Source organism: Periweissella cryptocerci (assembly GCF_004358325.1).
In the GTDB taxonomy this organism is placed as follows: Bacteria; Bacillota; Bacilli; order Lactobacillales; family Lactobacillaceae; genus Periweissella; species Periweissella cryptocerci.
Genome location: NZ_CP037940.1, coordinates 1,179,737 through 1,196,747, shown reverse-complemented (window position 1 = coordinate 1,196,747; position 17,011 = coordinate 1,179,737). Strand labels below are relative to the sequence as shown.

The window sequence follows — 17,011 nt, the reverse complement described above, 5'->3', positions numbered from 1 at the left end:
CCTAAGAGTCCTCATCTTATCCTCAGCGGAAATACGTGTTTCACACATATTCCCCCAGTCGCTGTGTAAAGGCTGCGCCCGCCAAGCAATTTCCAGCCACTGCGTTAGTTAGTAATAATTCTCAAACTAACAAAAAATAGTCGGTATGGGCCGAAATGCATGGAACCCCAACTAAGCAGTCGAAATAATACGCAGGTGTAAGTAATCGGTAGTTCAGAAATAATAATATGTAGAACAGTACTAATCGAAAGTGGTTCGTGAAATCGATATGTTATTGACATAGCGTGTTGATTTTCTTTGCTAACTGCGTCTTCAACACGGTAAATTGTCTGTGGTTGAAAGATAATTCGTTAGGTTGTAGATTCAATCAAATCAGTTATCGCTGATTTTGTAATGTGCTCAAACTAGTGCCTATGGTATATTCCGTGGCATGCGAGTATTCTTAAACAAAAGTACATAAATGAGAATCCCACGCTAAAATAAATAGAACCGTGATTTCACTGTGGTCCGAAGCCGATAAACTTGAAAAGTAAGTAGATTGCACTTATAATAGGTAAGTTGAAACTTGGGAAATCATTTGAACAGAGTGTTTGAGTGGTTACAATATCCGTTATTTAGTAGTACGGGATTAATTATTTAGGGAAGTCTAGGAATCAAACGCAATGTATACCAGCCAGGTAGGTGGTGTTTGATAGAATAGCGAAATCGGCGCACAAGCTGGATTTATCAAAGTAAAAGGAATAGGGAAAAGATGACAGAAAAGACGAATGATTTTTGGGATAACGTTGTCTGTAATGTAACGAACGCAGATGGTAGCAAGCGGCCATTTTTGAGCTTGGCACCAATGGAAGCCGTAACTGATACGGTATTCCGACAAGTTGTTGCCAAGGCAGCGGCACCAGATGTTTTTTATACTGAATTTACGCATGCTAAGTCAGTAACACATCCAAAGGGGAAGTTCTCAGTCCAAGGTCGTTTGTATGTTGATCCGGCTGAAGCATCACCAGTTGCTCAGCTTTGGGGTGATAATCCAGTTGATTTTGAAGCGACGGTGCAAGAAGTTAAGCGCATGGGTTACCAAGCAATCGACTTAAACATGGGTTGTCCTGATGCTACCGTTATCAAAAACGGTGGTGGGAGTGACCTGATTCGGCACTTTGACCGGGCTGCTGGAATTATTGCTGCTGCCAAGGAAAGCGGCTTGCCAGTCAGTGTGAAGACCCGGATTGGTTTTGATAAGAAGGATGAAATGTACGACTGGTTGCCATTTATTTTGCAACAAAACGTGCGCGTGTTGACGGTTCACTTGCGGACGCGTAATGAAATGAGTAAAGTGCCAGCCCACTATGATTTAATTGATGAAATTTTGAAGATGCGTGATGAAATCGCCCCTGATACATTGATTCAATTCAACGGGGACATCAATTCAGCCGTTGATGCAATGGCTTTGGCCGAAGCACACCCTGGTATTGATGGTTTGATGATTGGCCGTGGGGTATTCGCAAACCCATTTGCTTTTGAAATGGATCCACAAGAACACACGTTGAGTGAAACTTTCGACTTGCTCCGTTACCAATTGGACTTGTTCGATGATTTCGTTGCCCGTTTTGGCTCACGCCGTTTCGTGGCTTTGAAGCGCTTCTTCAAGATTTACGTGCGTGGTTTACGTGGCGCGTCAGAAGTTCGTCAACGTTTGATGGACGCTAAGACAACCGATGAAGTCCGGGCGATTATTGATGAAGTTGAAGCGGTTCAAGGGAACGCAGTCCTTGATCCAGAGTTACAAACACTAGCTAATTAAATATTGATGTCTAAGTCTATTCTACGGAATGGGCTTTTTTTGTTAAAAAGTTAAGCAAATGGTAATTAATTCCACACTAGAATAAATGGAGCCATTAATTCTTAAAAGGGGGTAAATCGTTCTTAAGAAGAATTTACCCCCTTTTAAGAATTGGAAAAAACACGCTTAAGCACCAAAAAAGGCCTCTTAAGAAAAAATGAACCAAATGTTAAGAAAAGACTTATAATCGTCGTTGTTAAGAAGTATCATAATAAATCTTTGGAGGAATTGTTTAATGACTAGTATTTTACGGAAACGGATTTTAGTTAGTGGGGCACTACACATGGGGATATTTCTACTCAACGATGACGAGTAAAAAAGTAATTGCTGAAACAGATACGACGATTCCAGCATATCAATCGCAAGCGATTGCGGTTGGGAAAAAACGACATGTAGGCAGGTGGGTCAAAAATAATGAGGGTTCGACTGCAACTGTTAATCGTGCTTCAAGTGGAAATGCAACACATTACGATTATAAAAAAGCGTAAGTCGCATATTTCTAGGTATTGATATCACGACGTGTTTTCCAGAACTTGTTGGGAAATACGTTTTTCATTTCATAAAGGAACTTAATTATGCGAAAAATGCGAAAAACCATCCTAATTATTCTTACTGGGGTGTATGCTAGCTTGCTGTTATTATTTGTTAATCAGAATGCCCAAGATATTATTTCGGTTACGGCGAAACCATATGTGATTACCAAAGTTGATGATGTAAGCCGTAAAAATGTGATTAATCAGGCACTTGATGATTTTGGTCGGGAACATAAGGTGGCGATTGTGAAGCAATTTGTTGTCCCGACGGTTGGTAGTAATCCGGTTCAAAAATTTTATACATTAGGTAATGACAAGCAAGTCGGTAAACATTTAGTGCCACGCCAGGCTTTTGCGACGTATAATCAATTTTTGACGAGTGATTTACGTTATCCTTTATACTTTTTTGGTAAGGTGAGCCCGCAAGCAATTGGCCATGAATTGCATCGCTTGGGATTGACATATGAACGTCAATCAACTGATGTCACGTGGTTAGTTGGTGATTTTTTATCAAATAACTATCTATACCTTATTCTGGGGTTGGTGTTGTTAATGCTTTTTATTGTCTTAGTGGTGGCGAATTTTCAATACTTGCGAGCGTCCAATATTAAACATTTACACGGAGTTTCACGATTGGCAGATGCGTGGCAAGCATTTATGCAAGATCAACGGCTTTTTTTAGTGAGCTATGGGCTGAGTCTACTGGTAGTTATTGGCAGTATGTTCGTCCGAAGTCAGTTAGGAAGTATGTACCCGATGCTGTTATTGGCTGGCCTTTTGCTTATTCTAGAGTTGGGTATATCCGTATTAGCAATTGTAATTCAGGTTTTGTCCCATAATGAGAAAACGATTTTAGCTGCAATCAACGGTAAACAACAAAGTAAGTTAGTTTTTACGGTTAATTGGTTTTTTAAGGCGCTTACCGAAGTCGCAGTTGTGGTAGTTGTCATACTAGTCATGGGAAATCTGAAGACCGCTAATCAGGTCAAAACTGAGTTAGCAACTTGGCATAATTTACCGAACTATTATACGTTATCCTTAGCTGCATTTGCGGGCGTTCAACATGACGAAGGTCCTAAAGACACTTACAAATTGGTGAATTGGGGTAACCAACATGGAATGATTGTAGCGGCTTATGGAGGCGGTGATGCATCGAATTATACCGACTACGCAAATGGGAACGTCCTTGAAGTTAATGCAAATTATTTACGCCAAAATAAAATCGTAACGGTAGATAATCAACGGATTAAGTTACCACAAGATTCAAATATTACGTATGCACTGATTCCAGCTAATCTAAAAGGACGAACCCAAGAATTAATTAAAAAATATGAGTATGAATTATTTTTTGCAGAATTACACGTCAAAAATCCACAAATGCAGATGAAACCTATCAGCATTAAGGCCAATCAAAAAATATTTAGTTACGACACAAATGGTTTTAGTCTAGGCCAATACAGTAGTCAGCTACCAAATCCGGTAATTTTAGTAGTCTCGCCAAAATCGTTAGGCGGGGATAGTGACACCCCTAATGGAAATTGGCAATCAATATTATCGAATCAAGGGTTAATATTTCCAAATTTCAAGCAGTTAGCTAAAAAGGTCGCGGAATTTGGTTTAGCACCACAAATTGGCGGGTACGTGAATATTAACGACGAAGCAGCTAAGGTGTACCAAGAGGTTAACAATAAGATTAAGCTCTTGTTGCTAATTTTAGCGTTGCTGATCGTGCTATTACTTTTGGAATATCAATTAGTAAATAATGTGTATCTGACGACTAATCGGCAACGCGCTGCTATCAAGCGTTTACACGGAAATTCACTGCTACGGATTCACTACCATTTTATCCTTCTCTGGCTAGGTGTGACAATTTTTGAAGGCGTATTACTGGTTGGTGTTTTACGGGCCCCATTATCAATTGTCGCTTCATTTGGCGGGATATCATTAGCTGTAGCTGGGAGTTTGTTTACTTGGCAAGCGACTAAGGATATGCAGAAGCTTGCAACAACAATCAAGGGGGAAAAATGATGCTACAAATTATTAATGGTACTAAACAGTATGGCAACACGCCCGCATTATTGCAAAATGTGAATCTGAAGTTTGAACCAGGGAAAATGTATGCCTTGATTGGTCCATCGGGGATTGGTAAGTCAACTATTCTGAACAGCTTAGCAAAATTAGATGAGTTGACGAGCGGGCAGATTATGGTGGATGATACCGATTTATATGGTATGTCGGTAATTACTTACTTTCGCGAATATTTAGGTTACTTATTCCAGAATTATGCCTTGATTGAAGAGGATACGGTTCAGCAAAATCTCCGGTTAGTCCGACGATATCCGGTAATTGAGTTGCAAACGGCATTAGAAAAATTTGGCTTAAGTGCAAGTTATCTGAAGCGCAAAGTTTACAGCCTTTCCGGTGGTGAGGCCCAACGGGTTGCACTTGCCCGTTTATATTTGAAAAACCCACCAATCATTTTGGCAGATGAACCAACGGGTGCCCTTGATAAAGGAAATACGAAATTGGTTGTACAAAGCCTCCAAGCAATGGCTCAGTCGAATAAAATTGTTATTGTAGCTACCCATGATGACTATGTCGCTAATCAAGCTGATGTCGTGATTGATGTGAGCCAGTTTCACGGGAGCAATTGAAGTAATTTGATATGAAGTAAATAATTCGATCCACGTAATTTCGGCGTGGGTCGAATTTTTAATTATAAAGCTGTATTATAAAAACACTTAAAAATATTACTTATGGGAATATCTAATTTTTATATCTTGTAGCTTGCGTATGTTATCGAAAGCCGGTAAAATGAGGTAATTATCATAATTTAATAGAAGAGGGGATTTTTTATGGCAACTAATCATAATTTATTTACCAAAAAAGATGTCACCGTTGATTTGGCCAAAAAGCCAGTTTTGGAGCGATCGTTGAGTGCGTTTGGCTTAGCAACGATGGGCATTGGTGCGATTGTCGGCGCCGGGATTTTCATTACGCCCGGAATTATTGCTGGAACATATGCCGGGCCGGCGGTAATTCTGTCGTTCTTATTGGCCGCATTTGTCTGTGCGCTTGCTGCACTCTGTTACGCCGAATTTGCATCGACAATCCCGTTGGCCGGTAGTGCGTATACGTATGCGTACGCCGTCTTCGGCGAATTGATTGCTTGGATTCTTGGATGGTCATTAGTTTCAGAATATTTATTCGCGGTCGCGTCGGTCGCTAGTTCGTGGTCGGCTTACTTCCAAAACTTGATTGGCGGCTTCGGTGTCCACTTACCGGAATTTCTACGTCATGCGAATGGGCACGGCGTTGATATTATCGCTATTATTATTTGTGTCTTAGTGACACTATTATTATTGGTAGGTGTTCGTGAATCAACGCGCATTAACTCAATCATGGTGCTTGTGAAGATTGCGGTAATTCTACTGTTCATTGTCGTTGGTGCATTTTTCATTAAGACGAACAATTATGTACCATTTATTCCAAAAGGCTTCACAGATGCAGCCGGTGTGCATCACTATGGGTTTGCGGGGATTGTCGCCGGAGCTGCGACTGCGTTCTATGCGTATATCGGTTTTGATGCTGTTTCAACAGCGTCAGAAGAAGTTAAAAACCCCAAGCGTAATATGCCAATCGGAATTATTGCGTCACTCGGGGTTGCTTCAGTGCTCTATATGGCGCTTTCCGCGGTGTTGGTCGGGGTGGTTAACTATAAAGACCTCTCTAATCCAGCCCACCAAGGTGATCCAGTGGCCTTTGCATTGAATATGATTCATCAAAATTGGATTGGCGGAATTGTTTCATTAGGTGCCGTAGTTGGTATGACCACAGTACTTTTGGTAATGACCTTTGGTGGGACGCGGTTACTCTTCGCAATCTCGCGTGACGGTCTGTTACCCAAGTCTTTTCACGCAATTTCATTAAAAAAGAAAATTCCAACCGGCAGTACGTTGATTTTTGGTACTTTGGCCGCCTTAATTGGTGGTGTCGTACCATTACAAACAATTGCTGAATTAGTTAACATCGGGACACTCTTTGCTTTCGCGCTTGTATCAATTGGAGTTATCTTTCTCCGTAACGAAAGTCAATTTAAGAATATTGATGCTGGATTCAAAGTACCATTTTACCCAGTAGTACCAATCTTATCGTTCTTGATGTGTGTGTTCTTGATGCTCCAATTGAAGGCGATTACTTGGCACGTGTTTGTTATCTGGCAAGCTATCGGCCTCGTTTGGTACTTCCTTTACGGTCGGACTCACTCGATTGTCCGCCATGGTGGTCAAGAAGTTAAATAATAAGTAGAAAAGGCGCATCCAGAAAATTTGGATGCGCCTTTTGAATTTTGATTAACGTTTTAAAGCTTTAAGGACTGGTACTGTAATCAGTGGCACAATGATGATACCAGCAATGATTTCAAAGATACCGTTGAACCCAACGATTACGCTTAAGAACCAAGGTAGGAAATCAGCCCCCAATGTGGTGATTTTGAAGCCGGAAGTGCCACCGTTGAAGTGCATTACGTTGAAACCAATCCAAGTGAAAACGGTGACGAAGAATGTGTTTGTGAACGCAGCTAGTGCACCTGCAAGTGCGAAACCACCCACACGGCCAGAAGTTTTGTTACTGCTAATGGCTTTACGGGCGATCAAACCAACGACGACTGCAACCATTATTGAAGGTACGATTGAAGTGAAGGGGTTCATGAACATGTAAGACCCAAGTGTACCTTGTGTAGTCCATGCTTGGATTAAACGGAAAATACCCCAGAAAGCACCTAGAATCATGCCTTGTTTAGTACCGATGACAATAGTACCAATGGCAATGGTAAACTGAATAATCGTAACCGAGGCCCCAACAACAAAGGCACCAAGTGGTAAGTAACCTAGGATTGGAAAGACAAAGACTTGAATGATCAGAATTGCTAAAAATACTGCTGTAAGTACTAATGTCCGCATATTGGTTGGTTTTGCCATGATTAAAATCTCCTATAAAATAGCTTTAATATTAAGTATTGAATTTGAATATTGGCGAGTTAGGTGGCCAATAATTATTGAAACTATTAGTAACCCAATTGATTAAAAATTGGTTATAATGTTGATAATATAACATCTACATTGTAAACCATCCACTTACAAAAAGGAAGTAAAACTATGACTGAACACGTTGTTAAATTTTATGATCTATCACCGGAAGTTACTTCTATGCTAACAAAGGCGGGGGCAAAAGTTACGGCAGCCGCAGACTTGTTACCAGCCGATTATGCGAGTGTTACAGTTATGTTTGGCTGGGATGCGAGCCTGGGTAACGCGATTATTGATACGTCAAACTCGCAATTGCGCTGGATTCAATCAACTTCTGCCGGGGTCGATTACTTCCCTAAAGACAAATTAGCAGCATTGGGCGTTACCGTAACGAATGCGAGCGGGGTACATGCCGAACCAATTGCGCAATCGGTTTTTGGGGATATGCTGTACTTCACGCGGGGATTGAACACACACGTTCAAAATACACAGACACACACTTGGAATAACCAAGGGAATAACATGCGCGTGCTAAGTGAGTTCAAGGTGCTAATTTTTGGTACGGGGCACATTGGGGCTGAATTGGCTCAAAACTTGCAAGCTTTACATGTTCATGTGACGGGAATTAACCACAGTGGACGTGCGGTTGCAGGTTTTGATCAAGTTTATCCATTAGCGGAATATCAAACCGCTGTCGCCGATGCTGATATCATTGTTAATATCTTGCCGGGAACTGAAGAAACGCGGGATTTCTACAATGCCGAATTCTTCAGCCATGTCGCTGATGCTTTCTTGTTCATTAATGTTGGTCGTGGTTTCTCGGTGACAAATGCAGAATTGATTCAAGCCGTCGCCGCTAAAAAAGTTCGTTATGTGGCATTGGATGTCGCCAACCCAGAACCACTACCAGCTGATAATCCACTTTGGGATATTCCAGAAGTCTTGATTACTAGCCACACAACTGGTTTTGTCGACGACTACACCGCCCGGTTATTAAAAATTGTGGCGGCAAATCTGCCCAGTTACTTGGCTGATGGGACTTTTGTGCGGAATGTGGTTGATTTGAATAAAGGGTATTAAATTTTAGCCGATTAAGTTGACGTGGGATTGAATAAACTTGTCCACTGCGTGCCGGTAAATTACTTGGCGCACCACGCTGGAAGCGCATTGCCAAGCCGAAGTACGGTCTTGGCAAATTCGGATAAGCTGGAACTCTAAGGAATAAATTCCTTAGAGTCCTCATCTTATCCTCAGCGGAAATATGTGCTGCACACATATTCCCCCAGCTACGGTGTAAAGTCTGCGACCGCCAAGTAATTCACCGTCACTCCGTTAGTTAGTAATAATTCTCAAACTAGCGAAAACAGTTGCCAACCACTGTCCGCAGTAGTATGGAAAACAACACTGACAATAGAACCTCAGTAATTCGATGATTGAAAAATACAGAAGCGACAATCCCACGCTAGAATAAATAGAACCGCTTAAACTAAAAAATCTCGGTGCCTCCTTATCTGGTTCAAGGGAGATATCGAGATTTTTTTGCATGAAACAAAAGTATTTTGCTCACTAGTTTTTAGAATTATTTTGGATCAATTGATTTTGGTACGACGGGATTCATTGATCCAATGTGTAACATTAAGAAAGTAATTAACATGATGAAACTTGCGCCGTACAAAGCGTTAACCCCGATTACATTACCCAAAATATGGGCGATGACCGCTCCGGAGAAGAAACCGAAGAGGATGACGAAAAAGCGTCCTGCGGTGTAGAGCTTAATTTTATCTTTGGTAACAATGAACTGCATTAACATTGAACCAAACGTTTTGACATTCCCAGTACTCATTAGGGTCGCATAAGGCGTGCCGTGGACGACTGTGAAAGTATCGGCTTGTAGGGCGGCAAAGAAGGCCATCCCACCGATAACCATCATTTTTGAAGGTAACCAAGGGGCGATTGTCGCAACGAGGATAAAACCGAGCAATTCAATTAACAAACTAATTTCTTGCCATAATAATGCTTTTGAATTGGCGAGGAATTTTTTGACAAAGAAGTTGAAACCCGCGCCTAACGCAAATGATAATACGGGAATTAAGTACGTGGCAGCTTCTTGGAATTGACCATCCGCAACGTGCATTCCCATCATGATTAAGTTCCCAGACTGTAAACTGGCGAAGTGTTCACCTAAAAATGAGTATGAATATGAGTCCATGTAACCACCAACCATGGATAAAGCGACGGCTACGCGGAGTGTATCTTGAATCCGAATATGTTCATGCATAAAAGAATCCTCCTAAAGAATTTCATTGTATTTAGGATGCCCAGATGGCTCCTATTTAATTAACTTGAGCGACTGAGTTGTGCACTCGAATCTTTTGCAATCACAGATTGTATTCTTATGAAGGCTGATCTCAAGGAATCCTATTTTGCTTAAGTGTGTAAACTGACTAAACCATTGTACGCTATTTTATCCTAAAATACAGGTAGTAAACGTAATAAAAACGCGTTTCATTTGTGCATTAAGTCACGGAATTCGTCGGTTAATGAATACAAGCGGTTACATCAAATGATATAATACTAATTAAATTAGAAAATTAGTGCGCCAGTCAGCAGATTAAATTGCTAACTATAGACACTATAATAAAACATGAGGGAAATGATGATGGGATTTAATTATCCAGATGACAGTTTAATGTTGCATACCGATGCTTACCAAATCAATATGGTGCAAACATATTGGCAAGAAGGAATTCATAATCGGAAAGCCGTTTTTGAAGTGTTCTTCCGCAATCTACCATTTGAAAATGGTTATGCGGTCTTTGCTGGTTTGGAACGCGTAGTCGATTATTTGCAAGGGTTACACTTTACCGCAAGTGACTTGGAGTATTTGCAATCAACCGGTTGGTATTCTGATGAATTTTTGGCCTACTTGAAAGACTGGAAATTCACGGCATCAGTGCGCGCCGCTCGTGAAGGCGAAGTGATGTTTGCCAATGAACCGTTGATTCAAGTCGAAGGTTCATTAGCGGATGCCCAATTAGTTGAAACGGCGTTATTGAACATTGTTAACTATCAGACTTTGATTGCGACTAAGGCCGCCCGAATTCGTTCGGTAGTTGGGAATGATGGCTTGTTGGAATTCGGGACGCGTCGGGCGCAAGAAATGGACGCTGCTATCTGGGGAACGCGGGCCGCATATATTGGTGGCTTCGATGCAACTAGTAATGTTCGCGCCGGTAAATTATTTGGCATTCAAATTTCGGGAACGCACGCCCACTCATTAGTGCAAACCTACCGGAATGATTATGAAGCCTTTAAAGCGTATGCAGAAACGCATAAGGATGTCGTATTCTTAGTTGATACCTATGACACTTTGCGATCAGGTGTGCCAAGTGCAATTAAGGTTGCCAAGGAAATGGGAGATAAAATCAACTTCCTTGGGGTACGAATTGACTCTGGTGATATGGCGTACATTTCAAAACGGGTGCGTGAACAACTAGATGCGGCTGGATTCCCAGACGCTAAGATTTATGCGTCTAACGATTTAGATGAAAAAACGATTATGAACTTGAAGATGCAACACGCCAAGATTGATGTCTGGGGTGTCGGCACAAAGCTGATTACCGCCTACGATCAACCAGCTTTGGGTGCGGTCTACAAGATGGTTTCAATTGAAAATAGTAAAGGTGTGATGGTTGATACGATTAAGTTATCAAACAACGCTGAAAAAGTTTCAACGCCTGGTAAAAAACAAGTTTGGCGCATTACGCGTAATAGTGATGGCAAGTCACAGGGTGATTACATTGCCTTATGGAATGAAGATCCCCGGAATGAAGCATCACTACACATGTTCCACCCCAACTATAACTACATTTCAAAAGATGTCGTTGATTTTACAGCGCAACCAATCTTACAAGATATCTTTGTAAATGGTGAATTAGTGTATGATTTACCAGCATTGGTAGCTATTAAGCAATACTCAGCGATGAGTCTTGATAGTTTGTGGGAAGAATATCGCCGTGATTTGAATCCACAAGATTATCCGGTTGATTTGTCACAAAACGCATATGACAATAAAATGCACATGATTAACGAAGTGCGCGGGTACGTCAACGAGTTAGATTTGAACAAATAAATTATAGAAAAGAGTGAGAATATGCGCCCATTACAAGCAGAAATTATTAAAACGTTAGGTGTGCAACCAACTATCGATCCTGAAACTGAAATTCGTCGCAGCGTTGATTTTTTAAAAGATTACCTCGCAGCCAACCTTTTCTTGAAGTCATTGGTTTTAGGCATTAGTGGTGGTCAAGATTCAACCCTTGCTGGTAAACTAGCCCAAATGGCAATTGAAGAAATGCGCCAAGAAACTGGTGATACAACTTACAAATTCATTGCGGTCCGCTTACCATATGGTGAACAGGCTGACGAAACGGACGCCATGGACGCTATCAAATGGCAAAATGCTGACGAAACGGTCAAAGTAAACATTAAGCCGGCCACTGATGCAATGGTTAGTGCACTTGAAGCAAACGACGGCTTGACAATTTCCGACTACAACAAGGGAAATATCAAGGCGCGTGAACGGATGATTGTTCAATACGCAATTGCTGGAGCCAACAAAGGTGCCGTGCTAGGAACTGATCATGCTGCGGAAGCTTTGACGGGTTTCTATACTAAGTTTGGGGATGGCGCAGCGGATGTAACGCCACTTTACCGTTTGGATAAAGGCCAAGGCCAAAGTATGCTAGCTTTCTTAGGTGCCCCTGAGCACTTGTACACAAAAACGCCCACGGCTGATCTTGAAGAAGACCGCCCAGCTTTGGCTGATGAAGTAGCTTTAGGTGTGAGTTATGCTGAAATCGATGCTTACTTAGAAGGTAAGACGGTTTCTGATGACGCCGCTGAAAAAATTGAAAACTGGTACACGAAGACGGAACACAAGCGTCAATTACCAGTGTCAGTTTTTGATGAATGGTATAAAAAATAATATCTCCTATTTCGTCTGACGTGGGATTGAATGAAATTGGCCACTTCGTTAGTTATGCATAATGCTCAAATCAGCGAAAAACAGGTACCAGTTACAGGTTGCAGTAGCACGGGAAAAACAACACTGACAATAGAACCTCAGTAATTGGATGATTGAAAAGTACAGAAATTACGTAGCCCGAGTCAGTTTCCATGACGAGGGCTATTTTTGTTGGCTCTGTTTCGTCTGACGTGGAATTCATAAAATGTAATGAGATGTATGATGTCACTGCGTGGAATTATTGATTACCGCTAAACTTGCAGCGACAAGGATTGCGGGCATATTACTAGTCAGAATGCCTACGCAAACTAACGAAGAGGCTGGAAACAGGCTGGACTTTAGCTCGCACCGTGATGGCGTAATCAGTAACGGGTTTCGTTACTGATTATGGATTTGTGAAGATGGTTACCGCGTTAGCGAACCAAGCTTCGCAAACATTTGAAGACCGCACTGTGGCTTCAAATGCTTGTCTTCCATCACGGTGTCCAGACAGTTTCCAGCCTCGTAGTGGGAATCAATCTGAGACGCATATCCAAATTCCACGCTAGAAAAATTTTAGCCATTTTTGTTTGACAATACTAACTAATTGTCATAAACTAATTTAATTAGCTAGCTAACTAAATAACAAAAAGGAGTGGTGTTATGGTTGAATATAGTTTTGTAGATCGTCCGACCAATGAGCGGATTAATGCGACAAGAGATAAATTTCCTGAAGCAAACGGCGCAGATGTCACGCTGTTCTTAAACGTGCAATGGACCTATCGAGCAATGCAAAAGCAATATGATGCCTTATTGGATCGATTTGGTTTAACTGAAACAAAGTTTATTATTCTGATGTTTTTGCATAATGAACCAACTCATCAGTTAATGCCCTCAATTTTGGCACAAAAGTTAGGCTCAACGCGGGTGACAACCACCAAAGTCATTAATGGGTTAGAAAGAAACGGCTGGGTCACTAAAGCGGCATCGGCCCGCGACAAACGAGCGGTAATCGTCGCGCTGACAGATGACGGTGAAAGTTTATTACAAAAATTTTTGCCGGCAAATTACCGTGCGGCAACTATGATAATGTCCACGCTGAATGAATCGGAGCAAGCAACGCTCGCGAGTTTATTGGATAAAGTAAAACAGGGTACTTTGAATTTGCAAAACGAAATGGAGAAAAATAGTAATGAATACAAGTAAAATCGAATTGTTAGAAACATATCTCAGTCTTTATATTGGGCATGATGTGGTATTGAAGGCGTTACAAGAAAATGATGAAAAGTACGTTGTGGTCGATGTACGGAATGCACCGGCTTTCGTTAAAAAAGACAAAATTAAAGGTTCAATTGAAATTCCAGCCAAGGATTTAGCACAACAGCTTGCGACATTAGATAAGAGTAAAACATACGTGGTTTACGATTGGACAGCCGGTACGACGCTTGGAAAAGTAGCGCTCTTGCAATTGTTATCTGCGGGCTTTGAAGCGTATGAATTAGCGAGCGCACTCGAAGGTTGGAAAGGCATGAACTTGCCAATCGAAGAAATTTAAGCTGGATAATTTGACTGAATCGTCAGAGAATTCTGTGTCTTATAAATTAGAAAAGTAAAGAAGTGGGTGAAATCATGCTAGAAGGTAGGATTTCACTCACTTTTTTTGCTATCCTTAAATTATGGATATGCATATTAGTCGAAAAATAAATATTTTGCGCGCCATCGTGATGGGTGCTAATGACGGGATAATTTCAATTGCTGGGGTAGTCTTTGGGGTCTTTGGCGCATCAATGAGTACGTGGGCAATCTTAATCGCTGGTTTAACGGCAACGATTGCCGGGACTTTTTCAATGGCCACGGGTGAATACGTTTCAGTGAATGCACAACTTGATTCAGAACGGGCCGCCAAAGTTCACCAACAACGGGTGTTGGCTGAAGATTTTGCGGGTGAAAAAGCATTTTTAACGGCAAATTATATTGATGAAGGAATCACCCCAGTGCGGGCACAAGCATTAGCGACTGAAGTGATGGCACATGATGCCCTGAAAGAAACGCTCGCTTTACGGTATGGGATTGATGCTGATAATTTGATTTCGCCCATGCAAGCGGCCGTAGCTTCAATGATTGCATTTCCGCTGGGGGCAATTTTACCGATGGTTGGTATGACTGTGATTAGTGCGCACTATCGCGTAGTGGCAACAATCATTTTTGTGGTAATTGCGTTGATTCTGACGGGTTATTTCTCAGCAAAATTTGGGGATGCACCAGCTAAACAATCCGTTTTACGCAATGTAATCGCTGGATTATTCACGATGGCAGTGACGTACGGTGTTGGATTATTGGTAGGGATGTAAGATGACAAAAAAGAAATTAACCTTAACTGAACGATTGAATATTGTCCGTGCCGGTGTTTTGGGAGCAAATGATGGTATCATTGGTGGTGCCGGTGTTATCCTTGGGGTCACCGGGGCAACCACTAATAGTACCGTTATCTTTGTCGCCGGACTAGCTGAAATGTTTGCAGTCGCCTTCTCAATGGCTTCGGGCGAGTTTGTATCAGTGTCTACGCAAAAAGATACGGAACGTGCCGTAGTGGTCAAAGCTAAAGCAGCGCTACGGACGAACCCCGAACAAGTGCATCAAGTGATTACCGCACACTATCAAGCTAAAGGGGCTGGATTAGAATTGGCTAGCGGCGTAGCTACTGATTTGATGCACAGCGATGCCTTAGGTAATTACGTGCGGATTAAATATGGCTTTGAAGTTAATCAATTTTTGAGCCCAATCCATGCATTGTGGTCATCATTTTTTGCGTCGCTTGCTGGTGGTATCTGGCCGCTATTGGCAATTATTTTGGTGCCACAAGAATGGAAAGTCGTGGGGACAATTATTGCGACTTTGTGGGCATTATTTTTAACTGGCTGGTTAAGTGCTTGGTCAGGAAAGGCCCCAAAACTACCAGCAATTGCTCGGAACATGCTGACAGGGATTATTACGATGGCATTCACATATTGGATTGGAACGTTACTAAAATAGGAAATAATGAGGTGAATTATGAAGGATACAGAAAAATTAACATTGATGTTAATGTACTTGAATGGTTTTAAAGAAAATGACAGTCGCTTTCGCCAAACAGAAACTGACGCAGTTATGCAAAGCTGGAAAGGTTACGAATTCGGGGTGCTCGATGGTTTAGATTCAGCCGCGTTAATTGACCAAGGTAGCCGCCGTAGTAAATCAGCCGCAATCAGCCCAGCGGGGGTTGAACAAGCTAAGCAGTTGCTAGCCGAATATAACCTGACTGATCCATGGGAAGCTGACGACAATAAATAATATTGTTTGTATTATATACGCTAAAGCCTTAAGCTTAGGCGATATACCACACGAATCATGGTTTAAATAGCAAATGATTTGCATAGTGGATGTAACGAAAGAAGGAAATTAAAAAATGGGTCGTAGTATTAATGTATCAACTGAAGAAATGGCAATTGGCGACGTGGCAGCAAACGTGACTTTCGTCAACACGTTTGATCACCGCGTCTTTGAAAAGCAAAGTGGCAGTAACTTTAAGAATGTTAGCGCGGATGAAACGTTAACATTGGATGAATTATTTCCATTAATTCGTCACGCTTATGAAGGCACTGAAGAAAAGTCAATGATTGGCAAGCGCAAGACCAAGGGCGAAAAGCTCATGAAGCTCCGTGGTGCTTTCCCAATCGGTAAGTACATTAAAGCGTAATTAGATAGTCTGTCACGCTACGGTGTGAGGGACTTTTTTGTTCTATTTCGTCTGACGTGGGATTGAATAAATTGGCCACTGCGTGTCGGTAAATTACTTGGCGCACCACGCTGGAAGCAGCCGACCAAGCCAAAGTACGGTCTTGGTCGGTTCGGACAAGCTGGGACTCTAGGAGATGAATCCCCAAGACTCCTCATCTCATCCTCAGCAGGAATACATGCTTCACACATATTCCCCCAGTCGCGGTGTAAAGGCTGCGCCCGCCAAGCAATTTCCAGACACTCCGTTAGTTAGTGATAATGCTTAAACTAGCGGAAAACAGTTACCAACCATAGGCCATAGTAGTAGGAACAGCAACAAACAAATATAAAATATGTATCTAATTGATTTTGGATGTTCAAATTTTGGAAGCTAATAAAAGACAACTACTCTTATGGAGTTTGAAGCAACGAAATGACAATATTGTTGATTTAACAAATATTGATGATCGATTCTCTTTTTATGTAATAAGTATCGAAGATTTAGTAGCTTTTTTGTCCGTGGCAGGCGGACTGGCGCGGAATATGAATTTGTGAAATACGCTGAAAATGAATACTGGTTTTATATTGAAGATTTACTTGATGAATTCACATTTTCTTCGAACTTTCGTAATGTAACCGAAAACAAATTTCTGTTGCTTAGAATAAGTAACAACTGATATACTAAGCTTAAGTTAATTACGTGAGGGAGTAACCTGCATGCCAACATGCGGCTCTGTCGTCAACAAGAAGCAATTCCGGCAGATTCCTTAAAAGGTGAGACTCATGTATGCTAGCGATTTTATTTGCGCATACATGAGTTGGATATTTTTATTGAACAACTAGTACGCGC

At 41.5% G+C, this 17,011-nt stretch carries 16 protein-coding genes; 14 read left to right on the top strand and 2 right to left on the bottom strand.

Annotated elements, in window-relative coordinates:
• Positions 1–751 precede the first annotated feature (751 nt).
• From EQG49_RS05410 to EQG49_RS05390, 5 genes are all read left to right on the top strand, one after another.
• On the top strand, positions 752–1,801 hold the full coding sequence (locus tag EQG49_RS05410) for a tRNA dihydrouridine synthase (RefSeq protein ID WP_133363014.1): 1,050 nt from the start codon (positions 752–754) through the stop codon (positions 1,799–1,801).
• Between the two features lie 308 nt (positions 1,802–2,109).
• Positions 2,110–2,328, top strand: a complete 219-nt coding sequence (locus EQG49_RS05405) for a hypothetical protein (RefSeq protein ID WP_165964795.1) — start codon at positions 2,110–2,112, stop codon at positions 2,326–2,328.
• 87 nt (positions 2,329–2,415) lie between these two features.
• A complete protein-coding gene (locus EQG49_RS05400; protein WP_133363012.1) occupies positions 2,416–4,401 on the top strand; it encodes a DUF1430 domain-containing protein in 1,986 nt (661 codons plus the stop codon).
• Positions 4,398–5,027 carry an ATP-binding cassette domain-containing protein gene (locus EQG49_RS05395; protein ID WP_243115754.1) on the top strand — a complete coding sequence of 210 codons (630 nt, stop codon included), beginning with the start codon at positions 4,398–4,400 and terminating at the stop codon, positions 5,025–5,027. The genes EQG49_RS05400 and EQG49_RS05395 overlap by 4 nt, the downstream gene beginning before the upstream one ends.
• Before the next feature lie 201 nt (positions 5,028–5,228).
• Positions 5,229–6,674: an amino acid permease gene (locus tag EQG49_RS05390; RefSeq protein WP_133363011.1), complete on the top strand. Its 1,446-nt coding sequence runs from the start codon at positions 5,229–5,231 to the stop codon at positions 6,672–6,674.
• Between the two features lie 51 nt (positions 6,675–6,725).
• Here EQG49_RS05390 and EQG49_RS05385 read toward each other — a convergent pair whose 3' ends face one another.
• Positions 6,726–7,352: an ECF transporter S component gene (locus EQG49_RS05385; protein ID WP_133363010.1), complete on the bottom strand. Its 627-nt coding sequence runs from the start codon at positions 7,350–7,352 to the stop codon at positions 6,726–6,728.
• Positions 7,353–7,529: 177 nt separating this feature from the next.
• On the opposite strand from EQG49_RS05385, the gene EQG49_RS05380 reads away from it, so the two are divergent.
• Positions 7,530–8,480 (top strand): NAD(P)-dependent oxidoreductase, encoded by a 951-nt coding sequence (locus EQG49_RS05380; RefSeq protein WP_133363009.1) that lies wholly within the window; start codon positions 7,530–7,532, stop codon positions 8,478–8,480.
• A 499-nt stretch (positions 8,481–8,979) separates the two neighbouring features.
• Here EQG49_RS05380 and EQG49_RS05375 read toward each other — a convergent pair whose 3' ends face one another.
• Complete coding sequence (locus tag EQG49_RS05375) at positions 8,980–9,678, bottom strand: YoaK family protein (protein WP_133363008.1); 699 nt, start codon at positions 9,676–9,678, stop codon at positions 8,980–8,982.
• A gap of 381 nt (positions 9,679–10,059) precedes the next feature.
• Between EQG49_RS05375 and EQG49_RS05370 the strand changes: the two genes are divergently transcribed.
• The 8 genes from EQG49_RS05370 (at position 10,060) to EQG49_RS05335 (ending at position 16,141) form a co-directional block, all read left to right on the top strand.
• A complete protein-coding gene (locus EQG49_RS05370) occupies positions 10,060–11,532 on the top strand; it encodes a nicotinate phosphoribosyltransferase (RefSeq protein ID WP_133364536.1) in 1,473 nt (490 codons plus the stop codon).
• A 21-nt stretch (positions 11,533–11,553) separates the two neighbouring features.
• Positions 11,554–12,387 carry an ammonia-dependent NAD(+) synthetase gene (nadE, locus tag EQG49_RS05365; RefSeq protein ID WP_133363007.1) on the top strand — a complete coding sequence of 278 codons (834 nt, stop codon included), beginning with the start codon at positions 11,554–11,556 and terminating at the stop codon, positions 12,385–12,387.
• Positions 12,388–13,068: 681 nt separating this feature from the next.
• Entirely contained in the window at positions 13,069–13,611 is a 543-nt protein-coding gene (locus EQG49_RS05360; protein WP_133363006.1) for a MarR family winged helix-turn-helix transcriptional regulator, read from the top strand.
• Positions 13,598–13,960 (top strand): rhodanese-like domain-containing protein, encoded by a 363-nt coding sequence (locus EQG49_RS05355; RefSeq protein WP_133363005.1) that lies wholly within the window; start codon positions 13,598–13,600, stop codon positions 13,958–13,960. The genes EQG49_RS05360 and EQG49_RS05355 overlap by 14 nt, the downstream gene beginning before the upstream one ends.
• Positions 13,961–14,081: 121 nt before the next feature.
• Positions 14,082–14,756 (top strand): VIT1/CCC1 transporter family protein, encoded by a 675-nt coding sequence (locus EQG49_RS05350; protein WP_133363004.1) that lies wholly within the window; start codon positions 14,082–14,084, stop codon positions 14,754–14,756.
• A gap of 1 nt (position 14,757) precedes the next feature.
• The gene (locus tag EQG49_RS05345; protein WP_133363003.1) at positions 14,758–15,438 is read left to right on the top strand and encodes a VIT1/CCC1 transporter family protein; all 681 of its coding nucleotides are present in this window, start codon (positions 14,758–14,760) and stop codon (positions 15,436–15,438) included.
• 18 nt (positions 15,439–15,456) lie between these two features.
• Positions 15,457–15,735, top strand: a complete 279-nt coding sequence (locus EQG49_RS05340; protein WP_133363002.1) for a DUF6429 family protein — start codon at positions 15,457–15,459, stop codon at positions 15,733–15,735.
• Between the two features lie 115 nt (positions 15,736–15,850).
• Positions 15,851–16,141: a hypothetical protein gene (locus EQG49_RS05335; RefSeq protein WP_133363001.1), complete on the top strand. Its 291-nt coding sequence runs from the start codon at positions 15,851–15,853 to the stop codon at positions 16,139–16,141.
• Positions 16,142–17,011 lie beyond the last annotated feature (870 nt).